Here is a 24,291-nt window from a genome sequence, read left to right as displayed (position 1 = left end):
TCCGCCCGGCATCACCCCGGCTCAGCGGATTCCGCCGCGGGTCCGCCGGGCGGTCACCCCGGCGACCGCGGAGAGCACCGCCACCACGGCGGCGGCGACCAGGGCCAGCACCTCCGGGCGCGGCCACCGTGGCAGCGGCAGCGGCGGCGGGTCCAGCCCGGCCAGCGGCAGCGCCCACCCGGTGAGGCCCCAGACCGCCGCGGCGATCGGCATTCCGGCCAGGACGGCCGCGACGACCAGGGCCGGGTACGTGCCGAGCGTCGCCCCGGCCACCACCCGGCGGGACAGTCCCTGGGCCCGCAGCGCGGACAGGTCCTCGACCAGCCGGCGCCGGTCCACCGTGGCCGCCAGCACCAGGGCGCCCGCCGCCAGCCCGGCCGCCAGCGCCGCCGCGAGCAGGAAGTACCACAGCGCCAGCGCCGGGCCCTGCCGGTCCAGCCGCTCGCGTACCTGGGTGGCACGGGTGTCCGCGACGATCTCCAGGCCGCGCTGCTGGAGAGCGCGCAGCACGCCGGCCGGCGCCTCGTCGGACAGCCACACCTCCGCGTCGGCGGTCTGCCCGACGTCCACCGAGAGCCGTTCCAGGTATTCCAGGTCGACCAGGGTGGCCGGGGCGCCGGCACCGGGCACGGCGGCCAGCCGGTGCACCGGGTCGACCGGCACCACCCGCCGGTCGAGCCCTTCCACCGCCCGTTGCGGCACCGGTCCGGCGGTCGCCGCGGGCAGCGGGTACGGCGTGTCCGCCGGCTGCAGCAGCAGGTGGTCCGGCGGGCCGTTGAGCGTGGTGACGTCGATGGCCAGGCCGTCGGGTGCCGCGGCGACGGTGCCATCCGTCGAGGCCCGCCAGCGGCCCGGGTCGCCGAGGCGGGAGTCCGGCCCGGCGTCGCCCAGACCGTGCACGGTGACCCGTCCGGTCACCAGCGAGATGCCCTCGCCCTCGGTGAAGCGCAGCGCCTTGACGAAGCACCCGTCCCGGCAGACGGCGACGGTCCGGCGGTAGGTGTGCCGCCCGTTGCGGACGTCGCCCAACGGCACCGCGACGTCGCCGGCGCCGCCCGGTGCGGACAGCACCACGCCGAGGCCGACCGGCTTGTTCCCGGCCAGCCCGGTCGCCGTGACGTCGAGCGACAGCGCGGCGCCGCCGACCGTGACCGAGGTTGCGGCGGGTGGGCGCAGGGCCGCGGCCACCGCCGCCGGTGCCGGTCCGCCGCCCGGCCAGGCGGGCACCGCGGCCAGGCGGGTGCTGTCCACGGCCAGGCCGGCCGGCTGGTTTCCGGCGCTGGGCAGCCGGATCACCGCCATCGCGTACCGGCCCTGCGGGTCGGCCGAGCGGACCGCGGTGAGCAGCTGCCGGCGCCCGACCGGCTGGAGCGTCAGCACCCGGTCGGCGCCGGTGCCCACCTCGGCCTGCAGCACGCGCCCCTGCCGCCCGACGTCCACCGCGCAGGCGGCGTAACCGATCACCGCGACCGCGGCGACCAGCAGCGCGAACAACCGGGTGGCGCCGGCCCGGCGGGACAGCGGGAAGGCGGCCAGCGCCACCCCGAGCCGCCCGGTGCGCAGCGCGCGGCCCGCGTACCGGGTCACCACCGGGAGCACCGCCCGGGCGACCAGCTGGGCGGCGGCGATCATCAGCAGGCCGGCGGCGAACGTGCCGATACCGGCGAGCGCGCCGCCGGACAGGGCCAGCTGAACCGCGGCGGCGACGGCGAGGCCGGCGACCGCGGCCGGGACCGCGGCGGCCGCCACCCCGGACGGCGTGGCCGGAGCCCGCAGCAGCAGCGCGCCGGCCGCCCCGCGCAGCTGGCGGACCTGGGCGAGCACCGCGGTCAGCACGGCGGCCAGCGCCGCCAGCGGGGCGTACCGCAGCGAGGTGAGGCTGGGATCCGCGCCCACGCCGGGAAAGCGGGCCGCGGCGATCGCGTTCACCAGCAGCTGGCCGGTCAGGCATCCGGCCACCGCGCCGGCCGCGATGGCGACCAGGCTCTCGCCGGTCGCCAACCACCAGCGCGGACCGGGCCGGGCGCCGCGCAGGGCCACCACGGCGATCTCCGGGCGGCGCGCCTCGGCGCTCTGCCCGACGGCCAGGAAGATGGTCAGGCAGGCCAGCAGCACCAGGGCGGTGGACAGCACCGGGACGATCAGATGCGCGGCGTCCCGGCCCCGCTCGATCCGGTCCAGCAGGCCGGGGATGCCGGTCTCCAGCCGCACCGGGGTGCCGAGCGTGGTGAGCTGGGTCTGCAGGGCGGCCAGCCGGTCGCGTACCGCGGGCAGCCGGTCCACCGCCAGCGCGCCCGGTCCGGCGATGCCGTCGATGGACACCTGGATGGCGCCCCGGTCCGTCGCGGCGAACGTGGCGGCGCCCACGAACGCGGGTTCGCCGACCCGCTCACCGTACGAGAAGTAGCCGTTCGCGCCCCAGTAGTCCGCGTCCGGGTCGGGCACCCGGTAGACACCCGCCACCAGGAGCCGCTTGCCGGTCCCGGCCGCCTCCCAGACCCGCATGGCCGGGTCGTCGTTGAAGAACGCCCAGGTGAGCGTGATCGAGTCGCCGGCCGCGATGCCGAGCCGGCGTGCGGTGTCCTCGCCGATGACCACGTCCGCCTCGCCGACCAGGCACCGGCCGGTGACCATGACGAGGTGCGCGCAGGCGTTCTGGCGGTGCACCACCAGGGTCCGGAACCGCTCGTCCGGCTCGATGCCCACGGCCGGGAACTGGGTGGCGTACACGTACTCGAACCCGGGCAGTTCCAGCAGCGCGGACCGGGACTGTTCCAGGCCGGTGCGCCGGGCCTCGGCGCCGGCCTGGCCGCGCCGGTCCGGCTCGCTCTGGCTGAGCGCGAAGCTGCGCTCCGGCGCGGTGGCGGTCGCGGCCTGGCCGCTCGCCACGGCCCGGTCCGCGGCCCGCAGGTAGGCCGGCGCGGCGACCGCGGCGGTGACCGCGAGCAGCGACAGCAGGGCGAGCGTGACGGCCTGCCCCCGCCGGTGCCACACCATGGCCAGCACCAGGGCGATCATCGGACCCGCCCCCGCAACCGGCGGACCAGCGGCCGCACCGACCACCACGCCGTGGCGCCCAGCGCGGCGAGCCCGAGCAGCGCGGCCGTCGCCAGCGCGGCCCGGCCCAGCGGGTCCGGCGGCGCGACCACGCCCCAGCCGTCGGCGAACGGCGCCGCCGCCGGGCCGGCGACCGGGCGGGCGAGGACCGCGGCGGCCAGTCCGCCGGCCAGCCCGGCGAGGGCCAGCCCGCCGATGCCCGCGTATCCGGCGGCGACCGCGACCGGCCGCGGCAGGCCCTGCACCCGCAGCGCGGTGAGCTGCTCGAGGTACGCCGCGCGTTCCACCGCGGCCGCGACGGCCAGCACCGCGGCGGCCAGCAGCAGCCCGGCGGCGGCGGTCAGCACGCCGAACCGGGCGGCCACCACGCGGCCCTGCCGCGCCAGCTGTTCCTCCCGGTCCGCCGCGGACGCCTCGCCGGTCACCGTGAGGCCGGCCGCGCGCAGCGCGTCCAGGATGGACGGTGGCGCGTCCGGCGCCAGCCAGACCTGGTACGTGCCGCCCAGTTCGGCGTCGGCGGCGACCCGCCGGGCGGCGTCCAGATCGACCAGCACGCCGGCCGGGCCGAGGACCGGCAGCACGGCCGCGGCGCCGACCGGGCGTACCGGCGTCGGGCCGGGACCGAAGCGCGCCGAGAACGGTTCCTCGAAGCGCCACTCCGCCGGTCGCGGGCCGGCCAGCACCACCGGCAGCGGGAGCGGGCTGTCCACCGCGTACACCCGGTCGCCGACCGGCCGGTCCGTCCGGCCGCCGGCCGCCAGGGTGAGGCCGCGGGCGGTGGCGGACACCTCGAGCCCCAGGCCGGTCACGTCGGTGCGCCACCGGGCGGCGTCGGCGAGCTGGCCGGGTCCGAGGATCTCCGGGCGCGGTCCGGGCTGGGTCAGCGACCGGATGGTGAGCGCGCCCCGGGCCGGGCTGCCGGTGGCGTCCGGCGGGGTGGCCATCTGCCAGCGGACCAGCCGGCACCCGGGCGGCGGCCGGCAGCCGTCCACCGGCGCCGAGACGGTCCGCTCGCCGGGACGGACGGCGCCGAACGGGACCTCGACGACCGCGCCGGTGCCCTCGTGTTGCAGCACCGCCACCAGCGGGGTGGGCACGGTCCGGTCGTTGCGGACCCGCAGGGTCAGGCGGTCGCCGGTGACCGGTGGAAGCGGGGCCGGGACCCGGGCCGCGGCCACCGCGGCCGGCAGGGCCTGCACCGGGCCGTACTCGCCGCGCCACCGGGCCACCGCGGCTAGCCGGGTGCTGTCCACCGCCAGCACCGGCGGGTTGCTGTTCAGGTCGGTGACCACCGCCATCGCCTGCCGGCCGCCCGGGTCGGCCCGGCGGACCGCGGACAGCAGGCCGGTGCGGGTGTCGGCGTCGACGGTCAGGACCCGGGCCGCGCCCAGTTCGACGTCGCTGCGCTCGACCCGGGCGGTACGCCCGGCCAGGATCGTGCCCAGCGCAAGCGTCACCATCGCCACCGTGACGACCAGCAGCGCGAAGACCCGGTCCGTGCCGGGTTGCCGGGACACCTGGACCGCGGCCAGGCCCAGGCGCAGCCGGCCGCCGCGCATCGCGGCGCCGCCGGCCCGGTTCGCCAGCCGGCCGAGCAGCCGGGCCAGCACCAGCGCGACCGCCAGCGCCACCAGCGACGGCGCGACGACGCCGAGGCCGCGGTCCGGGCCGTCGGACCGGGCCTGGTAGACCGCGCCCGCCGCGACCGTCACCAGGGCCAGGTCGACCACGTCGGCGCGCCGGGTCCGGGCCACCGACGGCACCCGGCGCAGCAGCGCCGCGACCGGCTGGCGCAGCATCACCGCGTCCACCACGGTCAGCACGAGGAGCCCGCCGGCCAGCGCCACCCCGGCCGCGGCCGCGGCGAGGCCGAGGGCGGGCCAGATCTCGGCGGGCACCGGGGCGGCGCCGGCGAGCAGGCGGGCGGCGGCCAGGCCGGCCGGCAGGCCCAGCAGCGTCCCGGCGACCAGCGGGATCAGGTGCTGCCCGGAGGTCAGCAGCAGGATCCGGGCCCGGTTGCCGCCGCGCAGCTTCAGCAGGCCGGCGTCGGCACGGCGGTCCCGCAACGTGTACCGGCCGGCCAGGCCGAGCGCGAACCAGGCCAGCAGGAGCAGTTGGCACAGCGCGATCAGCACGCCGCGCCAGATGGTCGCCCGGCCGGCCCGGACCGAGTCCAGGATCTCGCCCGTCGGGTTGGTGAGCCGGATCCCGGCGGCGGCGATGCCCGGCACGGCGTCGTCGAGCGCGGCGTTCAGGTCGTACCCGTTGTCCCCGCGCAGCAGGTGGGCCGGCACCTCCACCTCGTACGCGAAGGTGGCCTCGCCCAGCCGCGGATCGGCGAAGCCGGCGGCCGTGGTGAACAGCGGGTCCAGCTCGCCGTTGGCGCGGAACAGCCGGCTGCTCCAGTACCCGTCGTCCGGATCGGCCGGCTCGTAGAGGCCGACCACCCGGAACGCCACCGGCGGGCCGGTCGCGGTCGCCCGCACGGCCACCTCGTCGCCGACGTCGAGCCGCAGCCGCCGGGACACGTCCCGGCTGATCGCCGCGTCGGTCGCGGCGGCCGGGCAGGCACCGGCCAGGCGGACGTGCCGGCAGAACCCGTCCCGGTAGGCCGTGGCGAACCCGGACACCGCCACGCCGGGGGTCGCGGGCCGGTGGATCGTGGCCGCGCGCAGACCGAGGACGGGTACGCCGCCATCGATCGGCAGCAGTCCGCGCAGCTCGGCACCGAAGTCGCGCAGGGCGCCCGCCGGGTCCCGGCCGACCGGGCCGGACCGGCTGGCGGTGAGCACCCGCTGCGCGGGCGGCGCCGCGGTCACGTCCGCGGTGGTGGTCCGGGAGGCGACCGCCAGCGCGTACCAGGGTGCGGCGGCCGCGGTCGCCGCCGCCAGCGCGGCCAGGACCGCGACCATCGCCGCCTGGCCGGTCCGCATCCGGACCGCGCCCAGGATCACCGCGAACACAGGATCACCGTGAACATCTGCCCCCGCATCCGCATCGTCCCGGCGTCGTGCACAGGCCGCCGGATCGCGCCCCCGCCGATCACAGCCTGGCGCCGCCGCGCGCCCACGCAAACCGTTGATGCGAAGCCGTTATATGTCCGGTAGGTACGCTCCGGTCCCCGGCGTACGGTACGTTCCCGGCATGTTCAGTGGTGTGTCGGCTGCGGTTCCGGTCCTCTACGTGCGGGACCTGGCGCAGGCCAAGACCTTCTACGGCCTGTTCGGGTACGCCGAGCAGCGGTCCGGGGCGGACGACGCCGGCGCGCAGTGGTCGTACCAGCAGTCCGGCGACCACACCCTGCTGCTCGCCGTCGTGCACCCGCCGCTGATCCCGGCCGCGCTACCCCTGCTGATCTACCTGTACGTCGACGACCTGGTCGCGGTGCAGGCCCGCTTCGAGGCCGCCGGCCACCCGTCCGACCTGGTCGGCTACCCCGACCACGCGCCCGGCGGGGAGGCGCGCACCCACGACCCGGACGGCAACGTGGTGCTCTTCGGCCAGCGGGTGGCGGTGCCCGGCGAGGCGCGCCGCCGGCCCACCGACGAGGCCGCCCGCTCGTCGCTGATCCAGCAGGCCGCCGAGGCGGTGGGCCGGCGCGGCGGTGCCCCGGCCGGCTGCCAGGTGGGCGCACCCGACGGCGCCGCGTGCCCCCGGCCCGCCGAGGTCAAGCTGGCCGATCCCTGGGGCGAGACGGTGTGGGGCTGCCTGACCCACGCGGACGAGGCCCTGATCAACGCGCGCAGCGCGTTCATCGCCACCGAGGACGGGCACGGCCTGGGCCCGTGGCTGCGGCAGCGCCGGTCCGCCCGGGCCGACCAGACCACCTGACGCCCCGGCGGAATTCCTCAGGCGCGACACCGGACGGCCGATATCTGGCACCGATGTCGAGCGAGGAGGCCGGGTGATGGCGGCGGACGGCGGTACGTCCTGGGTCGACCGTGCGGTCGATCTGATCGGTCCGGTGTTCGGCATCGGCCAGGAGTCCGTGGTGCCGTGGTGGGCCTGGGCGGCCCTGATCCTGATGGTGCTGCTCGGCTTCGTGCCGTCCGGGCCGGACGACCGGCGGCCCGGAGACGGGCTCCGGACCAGGTAACCGGCCGGTCAGATCATCCCGGAGCGGAGCGCGTACGCCACGGCGTGGGACCGGTTGCGCAGTTTCAGCCGGTGCGTGATGCCGTAGATGACGTTCTTCACGGTCCGCTCCGAGTAGCACAGCTTGCCGGCGATCTCGGCGGTGTCCATGCCGTCCGCCATCAGGCGCAGGACGTCGATCTCCCGGGCGGTCAGCCCGGACGGGTTCACTCCGTACGAGGCGAACATGTCGCGCTGCAGCCGCTCGATGTGCTTGAGCAACTCGCCGACCAGGTGCGGCGGCATCACGCCGCCGCCTGCCGCGGCGGCGGTGATGCTGTGCACCAGCCGGTCCGCGGAGACGGCCGGGCGGGGCAGCACGGCGACCACCCGGCATTCCACCGCGGTGAGCAGCTCGGCCTCGGTGATGTCACCGGTGACCAGGACCACCGGGGTGCCCTCTTCGGCGGCGGCACGGCGCAGCCCGGCGACGACCTCGGCGGTGAGCCGGTCGGCGGCGACCACCGTCACGTCCGCGGCGGCCCGCTGATCGGCGCGGAGCAGGGTGACCTCAGGGCGGGATCCGAGGTACTGCGCAAGCCCGGCATGACTGAGCGGATCCGATGCCTGTAGCGCGACCCGAACCTGTTCCACTGCGACCTCCGGCACGTCCGACGTGAGCGGGGCACAGTTTCAGGACCACGGCTCCATAAATTCTTCATGGGCCGGCCAAGATCTGTAGGAATGGTCACGGTGAATGTAGATCAGCAGCTCAGACCGTTTAGGAAAGATGTCTTACCACTGTCACCGGAGTTGTGAGAAGCGCTCATGAAAAGCTACTGGAAAGTAAGCTCGGCCGCAACGCACCGGAAGAGTTGACCATCACGGCATCCGGCGCGGAAGGGCGTACCCACCGGGTTGCCCGCCCCTTCCGGCAGCTCTGCCCGCACAACCGCGCACGTCCCGCGCGGGCCGGCCCGGCGGACACCGGCCGCGGCGGCGCAGGCATCGAGCGACGTACCCCGAAATTGGTTGCAGGTTGAGGTATCACGAGTCGCCTGACCAGTATCGTCGACCCATCGACCACGCTCTGTAACTGCAGTTGGCGGCCTTGCGCCGCGACGCTAGGTTGCGCAACATGCGACGTGTTCGGGGGGACACGGCGCAGCGTCGCCGGGGGCCGGCGGCGAGCGACGAGGGGGGCGAAGGAAGCCGTATGGCGGCAGACGAGGAGGGGTTGCGGGTACGCCTGCTGGGGCCGGTGCAGGTCTGGCGAGACGGCATGGAGTTGTCGCTGGGCAGCGCACGACGGCAGGCGGTGTTCACCGTGCTCGCACTGCGCGCCGGGGAAGCCGTGACCCGCGAGGAACTGGTCGACGCGGTGTGGGGGGACAATCCGCCGGCCAGTGCCATGGGAAATGTGTATACGTACGTGTCGGCGTTGCGGCAGATCCTGGAACCGGCCCGCGGCCGGAAGTCCGGTACCCGACTGCTCAGCTCCCTGCCGGGCAGCTACCGGCTGCACGTCGCGGCCGACGACGTGGACGCGCTGCGCTTCGACGCGCTGCGCGAGGAGATCCAGCGCCACGCGGCGGTCGGCGACCGGGCCGCCGAGCTCCGCGCCGCCGACGCGGCGCTCGACCTCTGGCAGGGCGAGCCGCTGGCCGGGGTGCCCGGCCCGTTCGCCGAGACGCAGCGGCTGCGGCTGAGCGAGCTGCGGCTGGCCACGATGGAACGCCGGGCCGCGCTCACCGTGGAACTGGGCCATCCGGAGAACGCGATCGAGGAGCTGCGGTCGCTGGCCGAGCAGCACCCGCTCCGGGAGACCCTGCACGCGCTGCTGATGACGGCCCTGCACCGCGGCGGACGGCGCACCGAGGCGCTGGACGTGCACCGGCGGCTGCGCGCCCGCCTGATCGAGCAGACGGGCACCGAACCGGGTGCGGTGCTGCGGTCCGTGCACGACGCGATCCTGACCGGACCGGAGGCCGCCGAACCGGGACCGGCGCCGGCCGCGCCGGGCGTGCCGTTCGTGGGCCGGGCCGCCGAACTGGACCGGATCCGCGGCGCCGTGCGGGACGTCGCCGCCGGGCGGGGAGCGAGCCTCTGGGTCGAGGGCGGACCCGGCATCGGCAAGACCGCGCTGCTGACCGAGGGCCTCCGCGAGGCCGCCGCGCTGGGCTGCCGGATCGGCTGGGCGGTGGGCGACGAGCTGACCCAGCCGATGCCGCTGAGCGTGCTGTTCGGGGTGCTCGGCCTCGACGTCACGCCGGCGCCGCCGGACGACGCGGGCGCCGCGCTCAGCGACACGGCCGCCGGTTACGCCACCGCCGCCGCGCTGGAACGGGCCACCACCCAGGTGCGCGCGTTCTGCGCCGACCGGCCGCTGGTCCTGGTCATCGACGACCTGCAGTGGACCGACGAGGCTTCGCTGCTGGGCTGGCGGATGCTGCACCGGCTCACCCGCACGCTGCCGCTGCTGCTGGTGGCCGCGTGCCGGCCGATCCCGCGCAACCGGTCGGTGGCCCTGCTGCGCCGGGCGATCGAACCGGACAACGCACACATGCTCGACCTGGCACCGCTGCGCCCGGCCGAGTCCGAACGCCTGGTCCGGGTGCTCGCGCCCGGGATCGCCGAGGACCGGCGGATCGCCGGGCTGGTGTCCGCCGGCGCCGGCAACCCGTACTACCTGCGGCACCTCGCCGTCGCGGCCGGATCTCCCGGGCCGGACCCGGACGTCGACCCGCGCCCGGAGCTGGTCGCCGCGGTGGGCGATCACCTGGAACTGGTCGCCGAGGACACCCGGGAGGTGCTGCGCGCGGTGGCGTTCGCGGGCGGCGCCGGCACCGTCGCGGAGATCTCCGCGATGACCGGGCGCACCGCTCCGGACCTCGTCCGGGCCGTCGAGGAGGCGCTGACCGCGGGATTCCTGTACGAGCAGGGCCCGCGCCTGACGTTCCGGCACCCGGTGGTGGCCGCGGTGCTGCGCAGCGACACGCCGCTGGCCATCCGTACCCTGCTGCACCGCGCGTTCGCCGAGAAGGTGGCGCAGAACGCGGCGCACTAGCCGGTGACCGGCGGACGGGCGGCCGGTGCGCAACCGTGATCGACCGTCCGCCGAACCGGGCCACGCGGTGTCGTATCGTCGCCGCGTGGCCGAGACGACCCGCACCCCGGCACCGCGCGCCGGAGTGACGACGCAGCGGCTCTTCACCATCATCCTGGGCGTGCTGAGCCTGCTCATGCTGGTCACCACGGTCAGCGGCACGTACGCCCTGACCAGCACCGCGGCCGTGTCCAACCGGCTCTCCGACCGGATCTCGCCGGCCGCCACCGCGGTGGTCACGCTGCGCGGCGCGCTGGTCGACCAGGAGACCGGGGTGCGCGGCTATCTGCTCTCCGGCGACCGGGACTTCCTCCAGCCGTACCGCGACGGCCAGGCGGCCGAGGCGGCCAGCCGGGAGCGCATCCGCAGCCTGCTGCCCGACGTGCCGGCCGTGCAGGCCCAGCTCGGCGCCGTGCAGGCGCAGGCCGAGCGCTGGCGGAGCGCCGTGGCCGAGCCGATGGTCGCGGCCCGGGACCGGCAGCCGGCCCCGCCGGACACGGCCGCGCTGCTGAGCCGCGGCAAGGCGGACTTCGACCGGATCCGGTCCGACCTGGTGACGCTGGAGAGCACGATCGGCGCGGCCCGTACCGCCGCCCGCGCCGACCTGGCCGGGGCGCGGCAGCTGCGCGACGGCATCTTCCTCGCGATCTTCGTGGTGTTCGTGGCCGGCCTGGCCGCGGTCGCGGTGCTGCTGCGCCTCGCCGTGCTGCGCCCGCTCGGCCGGCTCCGGGTGGCGGCCCGGCAGGTGGCCGGCGGCGACTTCGGCCAGCACCTGCCCCGCAACGGGCCCCGGGACCTGGTCGACCTGGCCGACGACATGGACGAGATGCGCCGGCAGATCAGCGACGCGCTGACCCGCAGCATCTCCGCCGGGGAACAGCTCCGGCAGCAGGCCGTGGAGCTGCAGCGCTCCAACGCCGACCTCGAGCAGTTCGCCTACGTGGCCTCGCACGACCTGCAGGAGCCGCTGCGCAAGGTGGCGTCGTTCTGCCAGATGCTGGAGCGCCGGTACGCCACCGAGCTGGACGACCGGGGCCGGCAGTACCTGCACTTCGCGGTGGACGGCGCGTCCCGCATGCAGGTGCTGATCAACGACCTGCTGATGTTCTCCCGGGTGGGCCGGGTCTACGACGACGTCGAGGACGTCGACCTGCACCAGGTCGTCGAGCAGGCCGAGCGGGACCTGTCGCACCGGATCGAGGAGTCCGGCGCGACCGTCACGTACGACGGCCTGCCGGTGGTGCCCGGCGACCAGACGTTGCTGGCGCTGCTCTGGCAGAACCTGCTCGGCAACGCGGTGAAGTTCGCCCACCCCGGCCGGCCGCCGCGGGTCACCGTCGAGGTGCGCGCGGACGACGACGAGTGGACGTTCGCGGTCGCGGACAACGGGATCGGCATCGAGTCCACGTACGCGGACAAGATCTTTGTGATCTTCCAGCGCCTGCACCCGCGGGGCAGCTATCCGGGTACCGGCATCGGGCTGGCGCTGTGCAAGCGCATCGTGGAGTTCCATGGGGGGCGGATCTGGCTCGATGACGGTTACAGCGGCGGGGCGCGGATCTGTTTCACCCTCCCCCGGCGGTCCTGAAGCGTCGTTGGATCCTGGCGCGGCTCAGGCGGCTCAGGCGGCTCCCAAGCGCGACGTGTGAAACCGAGGCGCGCTCCGCACCCGCAAACCACACGCGCTCAGCACCCGCCGCGCCACACGCGGCCCGCGGGCCCGCTGGCCCGCAACCTCCCGACGACCCACGGCCGCGCTGTTCGGGCAACCACGAACCGGCGTAGCACGCAGGCCGGAAGCGTGCCGGCCGCGTCGCTCCCGGGCGGTCAGGCGCGGCGGTGGTTGCGGACTCCGCGGCTGCGGTACTCGCGGCGCCGTCGGCGTCCGGCCGCGCTGCCCAGCAGCACCGTGCCGACGCCCAGCACGATCAGCCCGGCCACCGCCACCCAGACGCCGAGCCCCAGGGGCGGGCCGTGGGACGAGGCGGGCCGGCTGGTCAGCGACGACGGCTTCGGCGACGGGCTCGTCCCGGCCGGCCGGGACGGTGTCGCGGACTTCGCCGGCCGCTGCAGTGCGGCCCGGCCGACCACGCGTGTGATCCAGGCTCGGATGGTGTCGATCCGGGCACTTTCGTCGACGTCGCGGTGCGGGCACGTCGGCCCGCGGCTGACCACGCCCACCAACTCGGCGGTGCCGTCGCTGCGCTCGGTGAAGTATGGCCCGCCGGAGTCGTGCGAGCACGGGCTGGTGCTGCGCTTCGGTGCCCGTCCGGTCATGCCGAGGACGAGCTTGTTCTTCGTCACCACCTTGAACTGGCCGGTCTGCAGACGCTTCGCCAGGTTCGACTTGCCGCGGGTGAAGCCGTACCCGGCCAGCCGCACCACCGAACCCACCTTGGGCGCGGTGGACCGTAGCCGGATCGGTTCGATGTCGGTGATCGGCGGGCTGATCTTGGCGAGGGCGACGTCGTGGGTCGACGACTGTTTCACCGCCACCACGGTCGACACGTGGCCGGCCTTGCCGCTGAGGATGGTGCGTCCCACCGTGGCCGTGGTCTTGCGGGCCACCGGCCGGGACACCCGCTGGCTCCGGGCGTTGCGGAAGCAGTGCCCGGCGGTGATCACCCATTGCGGCGTGAGCAGGCTGCCCGTGCAGTAGCTGGTCCGGGTCCCGCCCTCGAGGGTCGGAATGTCGATCATCGTGAGCTTGACCGCGAACCGGTACCGGCCTTCCGCGACGTTCTGGCCGTTCGCGATCGCCTGCGCCGGCGCGGGCCGGACCAGGTCCAGGCCGGCGACGAGTAGCAGCAACGCCACCAGCACGGTGACTCCGCGTCGCACCGGCCGTCTCCCTCCGCTCATCCCGATCGATGCGTTCGATCGGTCGATGTTCCGAGGCTGACACGGCCGCGCTACCCCGGAAGCGGAGAAATCATCGCGATGCGCAAGCGCACCGGCAAAAACTGCCTCTTGTACGCAGGTTGGCCCGGCCGGGCAACGTTCCGCGGGTGTCGCCCGTCAGAGTCGGTCCCGGCCGGAACCCCCTCACCGGCAGGACAGCGACGGGTTACCCCAGTCGGCGTGGTCCCAGTTCTTGCCGTCGCCGCCGTCGGTCACCCGCAGCGTGAGCATCCGCACACCGGTCACGTCCGCGGCGACCGGTCGCGCCGGCTCACCGCGGCGGACCACCCCGGTGGACGCCAGCGCCCGGCCGTCGCCGAGCACCTCGAACGCCACCGAGCCCGGCCCGGTGACCTCGTCGTCCACCCCCACCTCGGCGATGAACCGGGTGCACGCCGCGTCGAGCCAGACGGTGACCTCGGCCGGGGCGTGGGTGCCGAGGCCCTTCGGGTACACGGTGCCGTTCACGGTGAGCGGGTTGCCGTCGCCGCCGCTCTGCTCGCCGTTCGACCGGTCCCGCTCGACCGGGCCGTACCCGTTGCTCTTGGCCAGGAACGGCAGGTCGCTGACGGCGGCGTTGCCCTCCGGGGCCGGCGGTGGCACCAGGACCCGGGTGGCCTTCTCCACGTGCACCGGCCGGCGTTGCGGGTCGCCACGGAACCCGAACGTGACCGCGACCGGCAGGTCGGTGTGGCCGACGGCGCCGTCCGCCGGTGCGGTGAACCGCCAGGTGCCGCCGAGCGTCTGACCGGGACGCAGCACGGACCGCCGGACCGGCTCGCCCTCGACGGTCCAGCCGGGCGGCGCGACCGGGGCCATCGTCACGTCGGTGAGCGGGCCACCGGCGGGCAGCGTGAACGACGCCGCGACGGCGACCGGCTCACCGGGCCGGGCGGTGGCGGTGGCCGGATCCACGGTGAGCGTGGTGGCCGGCACCCGCCGGACCGGCCGGTCGCAGGTCGCCGCGCCGGTGTACGGGCACAGCACGGTGACGAAACCGCCGTTGGCCGCCTGCGGCACGGTCAGCGTGTCGGTACGCCGGACGATCCGGGTCTCCCGCACCAGCCCGTGGTCGCCGTCGCGCAGCGTCTCGGCGAGAAACCGCCCGCTGCCGAGGAAGTCCAGCGCGGTGCCGAACGTACGCGCCCCGGTCGCCGAGAGGCCGCCGATCCACCAGTGGTCGGTGCTGCGGCGCGCGAACACCGCCTCCCGCCCCGGCTCGCCGGCCAGCAGCCGGGTCTCGTCCCAGGCGGTGGGCAGCTGGTTCAGCGTGCGCAGCGCCTCGGGATGCGCCTCGTACGTCTCCGGCCTGTCGGCCGGGTGGGTCCAGCCGGACTCGTAGACCACGGCCAGCGCGACCTCGTGCGCGTCGGTGGTGTCGCGGTCCGGCACCACCCAGGTGACCGGCGTGTAGTCCATGCCGCCGACCACGTTGCGGGTGAACGGGAACATCGTGTTGGTCGCGGCCCCGGTGCGCATCTGCTCGGCGCCGCGGATGCCCTCCAGCGTCATCACGTGCGGCCAGGTGCGCTGGATGCCACGCGGGACGGTGGCGCCGTGGAAGTTCACCATCAGGCGCTGCTCGGCGGTGGCCGGGAGGATGGCGTCGTACCACTGGAACCGGGCCTGCACGTCGGAGTCCATGAAGTCGACCTTGACGCCGGCCACCCCCCAGGACCGGATGCGCGGTAGGACCGTCGCGCGTTCCTGCTCGGTGTCCAGCGCGGTCCAGTGGAACCAGAGCACCACGTCGACACCGCGGGCCCGGGCGTAGCGGACCACCTCGGGCACCCACTGGGCGTTCCAGCCCTCGTCGATCAGCACGAACGGCCAGCCGTTGCGGGCGGCGAAGTCGATGTACTGCCGCTGCCGCACCGGGTCCGCCGGGCTGCTGTGCTCGGAGAGCCAGGACCAGGCGACCAGACCGGGCCGGATCCACGAGGTGTCGGCGAGTCCGGACGGCGGTGCCAGGTCGTCGACCAGCGTGGACGTGGTGACCGTGGCGAGGTCGCCGACCACCGCCACGCGCCACGGCGTGGACAGCGCGCCGGTGGCGGTGATCTGCGGGTCCGGCAAGGTGGTGCGGTACACGCCGCCGCCGGCGTGGGTCATCCGGGCGCCGGCGTACCGGCCGTCCACATCGGCCTCGGTGACCAGTGCGTACTCCCCGCCGACCCGGAACAGCGAGGGAAACCCGTAGTCGCCGGCCGGTGCGCCTCCGGCGGTGGTCTCGATCCGCGGTTCCTCGTAGTTCGGCGAGTACGGCAGCAGCCACGCGGGCGCGTCCGCGGGCAGGACGTACGAGGAGGTCTCGCCGGTCACGGTGCCGCCGGCCGGAAGCACGTAGCGGTAGGCGGCGCCGGAGCCGGAGACCCGGACCACGACGTCCAGACGGGACCCGCCGGCGCCGGCGAACGAGAACGTCGACTCGGTCAGCGTGGTGTCCCGCCGGAGCTGCTTGCCGGTGGTCATGGTGTAGCGCTCACGGACGGTGCGGTTGTGCCGGGAGATGAAGGTGAGCCCGCTGCTCAGGTCGGCCGCCGTGGTGGTGAGGCCGATCGGGGCGGGGGCGAGCACCGCGGCGCCGTTGCGGTCGACGCCGAAGCCGAGCCGCCCGTCGGTCAGGGTCAGCCGCGCGGTGACCGGCGCCCCGGCCGGAGCGGCCACGGTCCAGGACCCGGGTGGCGGCGCGGCGGAGGCGGGCGCGGCGGGTATCAGCCCGGCGGCGACGAGGACAGCAACGGACAGCCGTACGAGCATGGACCCTCCCGGCAACGACATGTGTCGATGAGATGTCCAGGACGTTATGTGACATCGTTGTCAGCCGCAATCCCCGGGCCCTGGCCTGCGACGGGTCCGCGACAAAACAGTGGCGCCACATGGTCATCAGCAGCAGGCTGACACCATGGCGGAACCCTTCGACCGCGTACGCGCGTCCGACAGTGCCCAGAAGCTTCGGCTGAAGCGGCAGGAGCTGTCCTCCCTGGCCATCCCGCCGGGGCGTGGCTGGGAGCCGGCCGGCGTGGCCATGGCCGACTGCCTGCAGGAACACCCGACGACCATCGCCGGCGTGATCGCGAAACTGCAGAACCTCCAGTCGATCCTGGACGACCTGCCGCCCAGCCGCGCCAACAACCGTGCGGCCGCCTTCAACAACCTCTACCTGCGGATCACCCGCCGGGTCGACGAGGCGCTGGTCACCCACGCCACCTCGCCGGAGTTCCTGGAACTGCTCGACGTCGAGTTCGCCAAGCGCTACTTCATCGCCCTGCACCTGTGGAACTGCGACGACGACACCACCCCGGACGTCTGGGAGGTGCTGTTCAAGCGGGCCCGCGACGAACAGGTGAGCCCGCTGGTGGCGGCGATGCTCGGGGTCAACGCGCACATCAACCACGACCTGTCGCTGGCGCTGATCGACACCTGGGACGGGATGGGCGCGCCGGACGAGGACGACGACGAGGTGCACCCCGACTACCTGGTGGTGAACGACATCTTCTACGAGGAGATCCCGCCGCTGCGCAAGGGATTCTCCACCGAGTGGCAGCTGGCGATCGACGGCTTCGTCGGGCCGCTCGACGACTGGAGCCAGCGCGTCCTGGTCACCGTCACCCGGGCCCGCGCCTGGGAACAGGCCCGCCGGCTGTGGAAACTGCGCGCGGACCCCGACGAGTTCGAGGCCGCCCGGCTCACCATGGACCGGGCCGCGTCGCTGCTCGGCGAGTGGCTGGTGGTCACGGACCGGTTCGTGACCGACGCCGGGGAGGTGACCACCACCGGCTGGCGCCTGCTCCGCCGGATGTGGCCACGGCGGCGGCAGACCGGAGAGCCGGTCGCCCCGGTGCCGCCCGGCCCCGCGGTGCCCCTCTGACGGTACCGGTTCCGGGGCAGCCGCCATGGTCCGTTCGGACACCCGGTTCCGGAACTCCGGCGACTTGTCCGGATCCCTGCGTGAATGCGGCTCCCGGCCTCCACACCGCACTTGACATGCGACTTCGCCTATAGCTTTCTGTGACTCGGTTTATTGCAACCCTGTTACCGAAAGGACTTCTCCGCATGACGACACGCCCCACCGGCAGTGGACGTCGCGCCGGGCCACCGGAGCGCCACCGGTCTCTCGGCCGCCTGATCGCCTTCGGCCTGGCGCTGGCGACCGCCGGAGCGGTGACCGGCACGGCCACCGCCGCCCCGGCGCGCCCGGCTCCGGCCGTGCCGGACCTCGGGGTCAACGTCACGGTCTTCGACCCCGCCATGCCGGTCGACGAGATCCAGGCGACGCTGGACGCCGCACACGCCAAACAGGTCGACAACGAGATGGGTACGGCCCGGTACGCCTTCCTCTTCAAGCCGGGCAGCTACGGCACCGCCACCAACCCGCTGCAGATCAAGGTGGGCTACTACACCGAGGTCTCCGGCCTGGGCGCGTCGCCCACCGACGTCGTGATCAACGGCAAGGTCGAGGTCTACAACCGCTGCCTCGCCGACAACGGCACCGGCAACTGCCTCGCGCTGGTCAACTTCTGGCGCACCCTGTCCAACCTGTCGATCAACGTGAACGGCACCGGCCAGGACGACTGCCGCAAGGGCGCGAACTTCTGGGCCGTGTCCCAGGCGGTGTCGCTGCGCCGGCTCCAGGTCGACGGCGGCTTCACGCTGATGGACTACTGCACCGCCGGCCCGCAGTACGCCAGCGGCGGCTTCATCGCCGACTCCAGGTTCGGCGACGTCACCAACGGCTCCCAGCAGCAGTGGCTGACCCGCAACAGCCAGGTCGGCACCTGGTCCAACGGCGTGTGGAACCAGGTGTTCTCCGGCGTCGTCGGCGCCCCGGACGACGCCGCGTTCCCGAACCCGCCGTACACCACGCTGGCGACCACCCCGCTGAGCCGGGAGAAGCCGTACCTGTTCGTGGACGACCGCGGCAACTACAAGGTCCGGGTGCCGGCCGCCAAGCGCAACACCAGCGGCACCTCCTGGGCGGACGGCGTCACGCCGGGCCGCACCCTCCCGATCGGCGACTTCCACATCGCCCGGCCGGGCGACTCGGTACAGACCATCAACGCCCAGCTCAACCGGGGCAAGCACCTCCTGCTCACCCCCGGCGTGTACGACATCGCCCGCAGCATCAACGTCCGCCGCCCCGGCACCGTGGTGCTCGGCATCGGGCACGCCACGCTCACCGCGGTCGACGGCGCCACCCCGCTGGTGGTCGGCGACGTGCCCGGCGTCATCGTGGCCGGCGTGACCGTCGACGCCGGCCTGACGGAGTCGAAGACCCTGCTGCGGGTCGGCAGCCGCACCGGTGCCGGCGGCCAGAGCTCCCCGGTCAACCCGACCACGCTGTCCGACGTGTACTTCCGGGTCGGCGGGCCGCACATCGGCAAGACCGACGTGGCGCTCGAGGTGAACAGCGACAACGTGCTGATCGACCACACCTGGGTGTGGCGCGGCGACCACGGCGTCGAGGGCTTCACCGAGGGCGTCAACGGTGACACCGACCGCTGGCGTACCAACACCGGCCGCAACGGCGCCGTCATTAACGGCGACCACGTGACCGCGACCGGCCTGTTCGTGGAGCACTTCCAGGAGTACAACACGATCTGGAACGGCAACAACGGCACCACCGTGCTGTACCAGAACGAACTGCCGTACGACCCGCCGACGCAGGCGGACTGGATGAACGACGACGGCACCGAGGGCTGGGCCGGCTACAAGGTCGGCGACCACGTCCGCAACCACAAGCTGTACGGCGCCGGCGTGTACGTGTTCAACCAGAACAACCCGGCGATCCACACCGAGAACGGCTTCGAGGTGCCGAAGCGTCCCGGCGTGCAGCTGCACCACATCATGACCGTCAACCTCAGCGCCGGCATCATCGACCACGTGGTCAACAGCGTGGGCGCGGCGGCCGACACGACGAAGATCGGCGTCCCGGTGTACGTGACGGACTACCCCGCACCGTAGCCCGTCGCCCGGTGGGCCGGAGCCACCCGGCTCCGGCCCACCACTCCGACCGGGAGGCTGGGTACGCACGTCGCTGCCCGCAGCATCGCCGGTCGAGCGCGACGCCCCGTGTAGTTCTCAGGTGCGCAGCGCGCCACTGCTCCACACGCCCCAGCCGAAAAGGGGGCGAGTGAGGCGCTGCGGACCACGTGGCCGTCGCAGGCGCCGGGCGAGTCGAGGTCGTGCAGCAGCTTGCGCCCCTACCCCGCGCCTCGAAGCCGACGCCGCCACGGACGAGCGCAGCCGCCCCGCCGCGTTGATATCGCTCCACTGGAGCGCTCCAGTGGGACGCCGACGTCGTTATCAGGCCGCTGAAGCGACACTGGTGTTCCAGCGGCGGCGATCATGGTGCGGTTCCGGCGACACCATCCGGCCTGGAGACAGCCGGCGGCCCGGAGACAGCCGGCAACCGCTGCTGCCGGTGATCAGGCACAGGCGAGCCGCGCGCCGGCCCAGTCACCGTGGTCGCCGCCGTTGCGGTCGCCGCCGTCGGTGACCCGCAGCTCGAGCCGCTCGCCGCCGGTCAGGTCGACGTCGAGGCGCTGCGCCGGGTCGGCGCCGGTGCGGACGCCGGTCTGCGCGCGGCGTTCGCCGTCCACCCACACCTCGAACACCACCGTCCCGCGGCTGCCCATCTCGTCGTCGACGCCCACGTCGACGCGCAGCCGGGTGCAGTCGCCGCCGAGGTCGAACAGGATCTGGGAGAGCGCGTGCGCGCCCAGGCCCTTCGGGTACGTGACCCCGCCGATCGTGAGCGTGCCACCGTCCGCGGCGCCCTGCTCGCCGTTGCTGCGGTCCTTCTCGACCGGGCCCCAGCCGTTCGCCTCCACCGTGTACGGCCGGTCGCTGAGCCAGGCGTACCCGGCCGGCAGCGGCGCGTCCACGGTGGCCGTTTCGGTGGTGGTGGACCGGAAGCCGTCCGGCGTGGTGGTGACCGCGGTGGCGGTCAGGTCGTACCGGCCGACGTCGGTGCCGGCCGGTGCGGTGACGGTGAACGTGGCGGTCTCCGGTGCGCCGGCCGCCACCGCGCCCAGGTCGACGGTCTGCGGCTGCACGGTCCAGCGGTCCGGCGCGGTCAGCCACACGGTGCCATCGGTCAGTCCGGCGGCGCAGCGGGCCGACACGGTCACCCGCACGGTCTCCGGGACGCCGGCCGCCACCGCGCCGTCGGTCCGCACCGCGACGTCCGGCGGGCACGGCGCCGGCACGTCCGGATCCGGTACGCCGTCCGCCCGCACCTCGGCCGCGGTGAGCGGGCGCAGCACCAGTTCGTGCGAGTACGCCCGGGTCGGGGACAGGAAGTACGGTGCCAGCACCGAGTTCGGCGTCTCGCCCATGCCGGTCTCCCCGGCCTCCGCGTGCAGCGTCACCCAGCCCCGGTTGCGGACCTGCGGGAGCTGGTGGTCGTACTCGGCGCGGTCCAGGTCGTCGAACTCGGTGACGCTCACGTCGGACATGCCGCCGACCAGCAGACCGGCCCGGCCGTCGTGCAGGCTGGCCCACCGGGCGTCGGTGTGGTTGCCGTACGCCTGCGGCCGGGAGTACCGCACGTACTGGTCCGCGACGGTGCTGCGGTACACGCCCATCCGGGCACCGCTGCGCCGGTCGTTGTACGACTCGTGCGGGCCGCGGCCGTAGAACGCGAACTGCTGCATCTCGTCCGGCAGCCGCAGCGACACCCCGACCCGCGGCAGGTACGGCATGGCGGCGACCCGGGAACCCTGCGGCACCACGTGCTGGGTGAGCGCGACCGTACCGCGCCGGTCGATCCGGTACCGCATGGTCTGGTCGAAGGAGAGCAGTTCCTCGGTGCCGCGGCCGGCGACGACGCTGCGTACCTCCACCACGACCGCGTCCGCCTCGGTGCGGGTCTGCACGCCGGTGACCGTGGTGCGCAGCCGGTCCAGCCCGATCTCGTGCCAGATGACCCGGTCCTCGGTGCCCCAGTCGTAGGTCTCGTTGCTGGTCGGCGGCCGGTACACGTCCAGTTGCGGTCCGCCGTGCAGCAGCTCGGTGTTGCGGGCCCGCATCGAGGTGAGCGCGCCGTCGTCGAACCGGTAGCTGAAGCCCGGCCCGCGCACGGTGACCGTGTCGCCCTGCTGCGCCACGGTGGGCCGGCCGGCCACCGGCCGCGGCAGGACGCCCGGGACGGCGCGCCCGCCGACCGCGAACTGGTCGTGGCCGACCACCCAGCCGGCCGGCGCCCACGGCGTCGCACGGGTGGACTCCGCGGTGACGTTCAGGAACCGTTCGCGGTCGTCCGGGTTGGCCGGGACCGCGCCGACGTCGAGGTCCGCGCTCTCGCCGGGGCCGAGCCGCAGGGTACGGCCGCCGGAGGCGAGCGTCCGGCGCTGCTCGACCAGCGACCACTTCACCCGTACGTCGAACGTGCCGGCCCGCTGCTCGTTGTGCACCCGGACCCGGCCGGCCGCGGCATCGGTGGCGGTGAACCGGATCGGCGCCTGCGCCCACGCCATCTCGGCCGTCTCGGGTTGCAGGTAGCGGTCCGAGCCGACCAGCCCGTCGGTGCCGGAGAGGCTGATGCCGAGGCTGAGGAAGTCACCCCGCCGCTGGTAGGTGTCGAAGTCCAGGGCCAGCACGGCGTCACCGGCCGGGTCGGCGCCGTCGGCCAGCTGGTCCGCGGTGAGGGCGGTGCCGTAGATCCGGGCGTCGTCGATCAGGCCGCGGGCGGTGCGGATGCCGCGCATGTCGTTGTCCTGCTGGGTCTCGGCGTTGCGGCCGAGGTTGACCTCGTACAGGCCGGGGTCGACGGCACCGGTGCGGGCCACCGTGGCGACCTGCTCCCCGTCGATGTGGAGGCGCAACGCGGCGCCGTCGTAGACGCCGGTGACCCGGTGCCAGTTGCCGTACCAGTCGGCCGGCACCGCGGCGGCGGCGGTGGCCCAGCCGCCCGCGTGCACGCCGAACTCCAGGGTGTCCCGGTCGCGCATCTGCAGCGCGTAGCCCAGGCCCTTGGTCAGGATCGGGAAGCTGCCGGCCCACTCCCCCGGCTTGACCCACGCGTCCAGGGTGACCGCTTCGGTGAGGTCGAGCCGGCGGTCCCGGAACACGTCCACGTAGTCGTCCAGGCTGGACAGGCCGACCGCCTGTCCGCGCCGGCCGGGTACCGGCGTGGGTTTGCCGACCAGGAACGTCTGGATCGCGTTGCCCGAGGTGTCCGGGGTGAGCACCAGCGGCTGCCGCAGGTTCTGCTCGGCCCAGTCCCAGATGAAGCCGCCCTGCATCTGCGGGTTGCGCCGGGCCAGGTCCCAGAACTGGTCGAAGTTGCCGAGCCCGTTGCCCATCGCGTGCGCGTACTCGCCCATCACGACCGGCTTGGCGGACGCCTTCGTGCGCGCCTCGAGCCGCGCCGGGGTGGGATAGCGCGGCCCGTCCACGTCGGCGAACGGCGCGTCCCCGTCCGGGCTGTTCGACTGGTGGTACAGCAGGCGGGTGGGCTCGTTCGCGTCCGCCCAGGCGGCCATCGCGTGGTGCGCGGCGCCCAGGCCGGCCTCGTTGCCGGTGTCCCAGAAGATGACGCTCGGGTGGTTCTTGTCGCGTTCCACCATGGCCCGGAACCGTTCGGCGAACGCGGCCTGCCACTCCGGCCGGTCGGCCAGGCAGTTGGACGGGCAGTTCTCCCGGTTGTGCGTCTCGATGTCGACCTCGTCGTCGACCCACAGCCCGTACCGGTCGGCCAGCCGGTACAGGTACGGGTCCGACGGGTAGTGCGACGTGCGTACCGCGTTCAGGTGCAGTTTCTTCATCAGGAACACGTCGTCGCGCTGGCGTTTGCGGGTGTTGTAGCGGCCGGTGTCCGGGTCGGTCTCCGCGCGGTTGACGCCCTTGACGAGGATCCGTTCGCCGTTGACCAGGATCTGCTTGTCGCGCACCTCGATCTCGCGGAACCCGACCGGCTGGGACGCGGTGTGCAGCACGGTGCCGTCCGCGGCGAGCAGCTCCAGCACCAGCGCGTACAGCGTGGGTTCCTCGGCGCTCCACTTGGCCGGATCGGCGACCGGCGCGGTCAGGGTGACCCGTCCGCCGGCCTCGGCGGTGCCCCGCGCGGTCGCCACGGTCCGGTTCCGCGGGTCGCGCAGGACCGCCCGCACGGTGTAGCGGCCGGGCGGGCCGGCCACGTCGACCCGGGCGCGCAGGGTGGCGTCGCGGTGCGCGGCGTCCAGGTCGGTGGTGAGATAGGCGTCCCGCAGGTACGCCGGGTTGGTGCGGTAGAGCCACACGTCGCGGAAGATGCCGCTGTACCGCCACTGGTCGACGTCCTCCAGGTACGACCCGGAACCCCAGCGGTGCACCTGCACGGCGATCTGGTTGCGGCCGGGGCGCAGGCGGGCGGTGACGTCGAACTCGGCCGGGGTGTAGCCACCCTGGTCGTACCCGACGTAGCCGCCGTTGACCCAGACCAGGTAGCCGCTGGTGACGCCCTCGAACCGGAGCACCACCCGGTCACCGGCCCAGTCGGCGGGCAGGTCGACGGTCCGCACGTAGGCGCCGGTGGGGTTCACGTCGCGGGGCACCCTGGGCGGGTCGTCCGGTGCCACGTCGGTGGGGATGTTGCGGAACATCGGGTGGTCGGTGAAGTCGGACTGCCAGGTGTGCGGCACGGTCGCGGCCGGCCAGGCGGAGGCGTCGAAGCCGGCGGTACGGAACTCCGCCGGCACGTCGTCCGGCCGGTCGAAGATCTTGAGCCGCCAGTCGCCGTTGAGCGTCCGCACGTTCGGGTTGGCGGCGTTGCGCTCGGTGAGGTCGGCGACGGCCTGGCGGGCGCCCGCGTACGGCCGCAGGTCGACGTGCGGCTCCTCCTGGCCCTCGCCGGTGAGCTCCGGGTCCTCCAGGTAGCGGTAGACGTCCGCGGCGGTCCGGGGCCCGCCGTCCGGGTCCGGGGCCGGCGCCCGCACCGGACCGGCCGCGGTCTCCGGGGTCCACGCGAGTGCGGCGGCGGGCAGCACGGAGACGGTCAGGGCAGCGGCGAGCGCGGCGGCGAGGAACCGATACAGGCGGGTACGGCGCATCGAACTCGCTCCTTCGCTCGGCCCGGAAGCGTGTACATCGATGATGGACAATGCTTACTTCTGTGTCGCGTTGTGTCAACGTGTGAACTCTCGGTGATCTAAGCACCCCGTTCCGGCGGC

General features: G+C 74.2%; 12 protein-coding genes. 6 read left to right on the top strand and 6 right to left on the bottom strand.

The genetic code is table 11. The annotated features are described in order from the left end of the window. Positions 1 to 21: 21 nt before the first annotated feature. Both LDL48_RS15265 and LDL48_RS15260 read right to left on the bottom strand, forming a co-directional pair. Positions 22 to 3,018, bottom strand: a complete 2,997-nt coding sequence (locus tag LDL48_RS15265; RefSeq protein ID WP_225255771.1) for an FtsX-like permease family protein — start codon at positions 3,016 to 3,018, stop codon at positions 22 to 24. Further along, the gene (locus LDL48_RS15260) at positions 3,015 to 6,020 is read right to left on the bottom strand and encodes an FtsX-like permease family protein (protein WP_225255770.1); all 3,006 of its coding nucleotides are present in this window, start codon (positions 6,018 to 6,020) and stop codon (positions 3,015 to 3,017) included. Before LDL48_RS15260 ends, LDL48_RS15265 begins: the two co-directional genes overlap by 4 nt. 181 nt (positions 6,021 to 6,201) lie before the next feature. Here LDL48_RS15260 and LDL48_RS15255 point away from each other — a divergent pair, with 181 nt between their 5' ends. Beyond that, the gene (locus LDL48_RS15255) at positions 6,202 to 6,888 is read left to right on the top strand and encodes a VOC family protein (protein WP_225255769.1); all 687 of its coding nucleotides are present in this window, start codon (positions 6,202 to 6,204) and stop codon (positions 6,886 to 6,888) included. A 73-nt stretch (positions 6,889 to 6,961) separates the two neighbouring features. After that, positions 6,962 to 7,153 carry a hypothetical protein gene (locus tag LDL48_RS15250; RefSeq protein ID WP_225255768.1) on the top strand — a complete coding sequence of 64 codons (192 nt, stop codon included), beginning with the start codon at positions 6,962 to 6,964 and terminating at the stop codon, positions 7,151 to 7,153. A gap of 8 nt (positions 7,154 to 7,161) precedes the next feature. Here LDL48_RS15250 and LDL48_RS15245 read toward each other — a convergent pair whose 3' ends face one another. After that, positions 7,162 to 7,785 carry a helix-turn-helix transcriptional regulator gene (locus LDL48_RS15245; protein WP_225255767.1) on the bottom strand — a complete coding sequence of 208 codons (624 nt, stop codon included), beginning with the start codon at positions 7,783 to 7,785 and terminating at the stop codon, positions 7,162 to 7,164. A 562-nt stretch (positions 7,786 to 8,347) separates the two neighbouring features. Between LDL48_RS15245 and LDL48_RS15240 the strand changes: the two genes are divergently transcribed. Together LDL48_RS15240 and LDL48_RS15235 are read left to right on the top strand one after the other, a co-directional pair. After that, on the top strand, positions 8,348 to 10,198 hold the full coding sequence (locus LDL48_RS15240) for an ATP-binding protein (RefSeq protein WP_225255766.1): 1,851 nt from the start codon (positions 8,348 to 8,350) through the stop codon (positions 10,196 to 10,198). Between the two features lie 85 nt (positions 10,199 to 10,283). Then, complete coding sequence (locus LDL48_RS15235) at positions 10,284 to 11,825, top strand: sensor histidine kinase (protein ID WP_225255765.1); 1,542 nt, start codon at positions 10,284 to 10,286, stop codon at positions 11,823 to 11,825. A 239-nt stretch (positions 11,826 to 12,064) separates the two neighbouring features. On the opposite strand, the gene LDL48_RS15230 is transcribed toward LDL48_RS15235, so the two are convergent. Then, positions 12,065 to 13,078 carry a S1 family peptidase gene (locus LDL48_RS15230; RefSeq protein ID WP_225255764.1) on the bottom strand — a complete coding sequence of 338 codons (1,014 nt, stop codon included), beginning with the start codon at positions 13,076 to 13,078 and terminating at the stop codon, positions 12,065 to 12,067. Between the two features lie 204 nt (positions 13,079 to 13,282). Then, the gene (locus tag LDL48_RS15225; protein ID WP_225255763.1) at positions 13,283 to 15,898 is read right to left on the bottom strand and encodes an NPCBM/NEW2 domain-containing protein; all 2,616 of its coding nucleotides are present in this window, start codon (positions 15,896 to 15,898) and stop codon (positions 13,283 to 13,285) included. A gap of 145 nt (positions 15,899 to 16,043) precedes the next feature. Between LDL48_RS15225 and LDL48_RS15220 the strand changes: the two genes are divergently transcribed. After that, complete coding sequence (locus tag LDL48_RS15220; RefSeq protein ID WP_225255762.1) at positions 16,044 to 17,009, top strand: DUF5995 family protein; 966 nt, start codon at positions 16,044 to 16,046, stop codon at positions 17,007 to 17,009. Positions 17,010 to 17,194: 185 nt separating this feature from the next. Beyond that, the gene (locus LDL48_RS15215; RefSeq protein ID WP_225255761.1) at positions 17,195 to 19,102 is read left to right on the top strand and encodes a pectate lyase-like domain-containing protein; all 1,908 of its coding nucleotides are present in this window, start codon (positions 17,195 to 17,197) and stop codon (positions 19,100 to 19,102) included. Between the two features lie 464 nt (positions 19,103 to 19,566). Here the strand turns inward: LDL48_RS15215 and LDL48_RS15210 are convergent, their stop codons facing one another. Further along, on the bottom strand, positions 19,567 to 24,171 hold the full coding sequence (locus LDL48_RS15210) for a glycoside hydrolase family 2 TIM barrel-domain containing protein (protein WP_225255760.1): 4,605 nt from the start codon (positions 24,169 to 24,171) through the stop codon (positions 19,567 to 19,569). Between the last annotated feature and the right edge of the window lie 120 nt (positions 24,172 to 24,291).

This window comes from Jidongwangia harbinensis, assembly GCF_020216025.1.
GTDB classification, from domain to species: Bacteria; Actinomycetota; Actinomycetes; order Mycobacteriales; family Micromonosporaceae; genus Actinoplanes; species Actinoplanes harbinensis.
The sequence above is the reverse complement of the archived record's forward strand: the minus strand, read 5'-3'. Positions and strand labels throughout refer to the sequence as shown.

Bases quoted from the DNA above. Each gene is read 5' to 3' on its own strand.
- LDL48_RS15220 (WP_225255762.1), top strand. From the start codon at position 16,044: ATGGCGGAACCCTTCGACCGCGTACGCGCGTCCGACAGTGCCCAGAAG.
- LDL48_RS15225 (WP_225255763.1), bottom strand. From the start codon at position 15,898: ATGCTCGTACGGCTGTCCGTTGCTGTCCTCGTCGCCGCCGGGCTGATA.
- LDL48_RS15215 (WP_225255761.1), top strand. From the start codon at position 17,195: ATGACGACACGCCCCACCGGCAGTGGACGTCGCGCCGGGCCACCGGAG.
- LDL48_RS15255 (WP_225255769.1), top strand. From the start codon at position 6,202: ATGTTCAGTGGTGTGTCGGCTGCGGTTCCGGTCCTCTACGTGCGGGAC.
- LDL48_RS15265 (WP_225255771.1), bottom strand. From the start codon at position 3,018: ATGATCGCCCTGGTGCTGGCCATGGTGTGGCACCGGCGGGGGCAGGCC.
- LDL48_RS15210 (WP_225255760.1), bottom strand. From the start codon at position 24,171: ATGCGCCGTACCCGCCTGTATCGGTTCCTCGCCGCCGCGCTCGCCGCT.
- LDL48_RS15240 (WP_225255766.1), top strand. From the start codon at position 8,348: ATGGCGGCAGACGAGGAGGGGTTGCGGGTACGCCTGCTGGGGCCGGTG.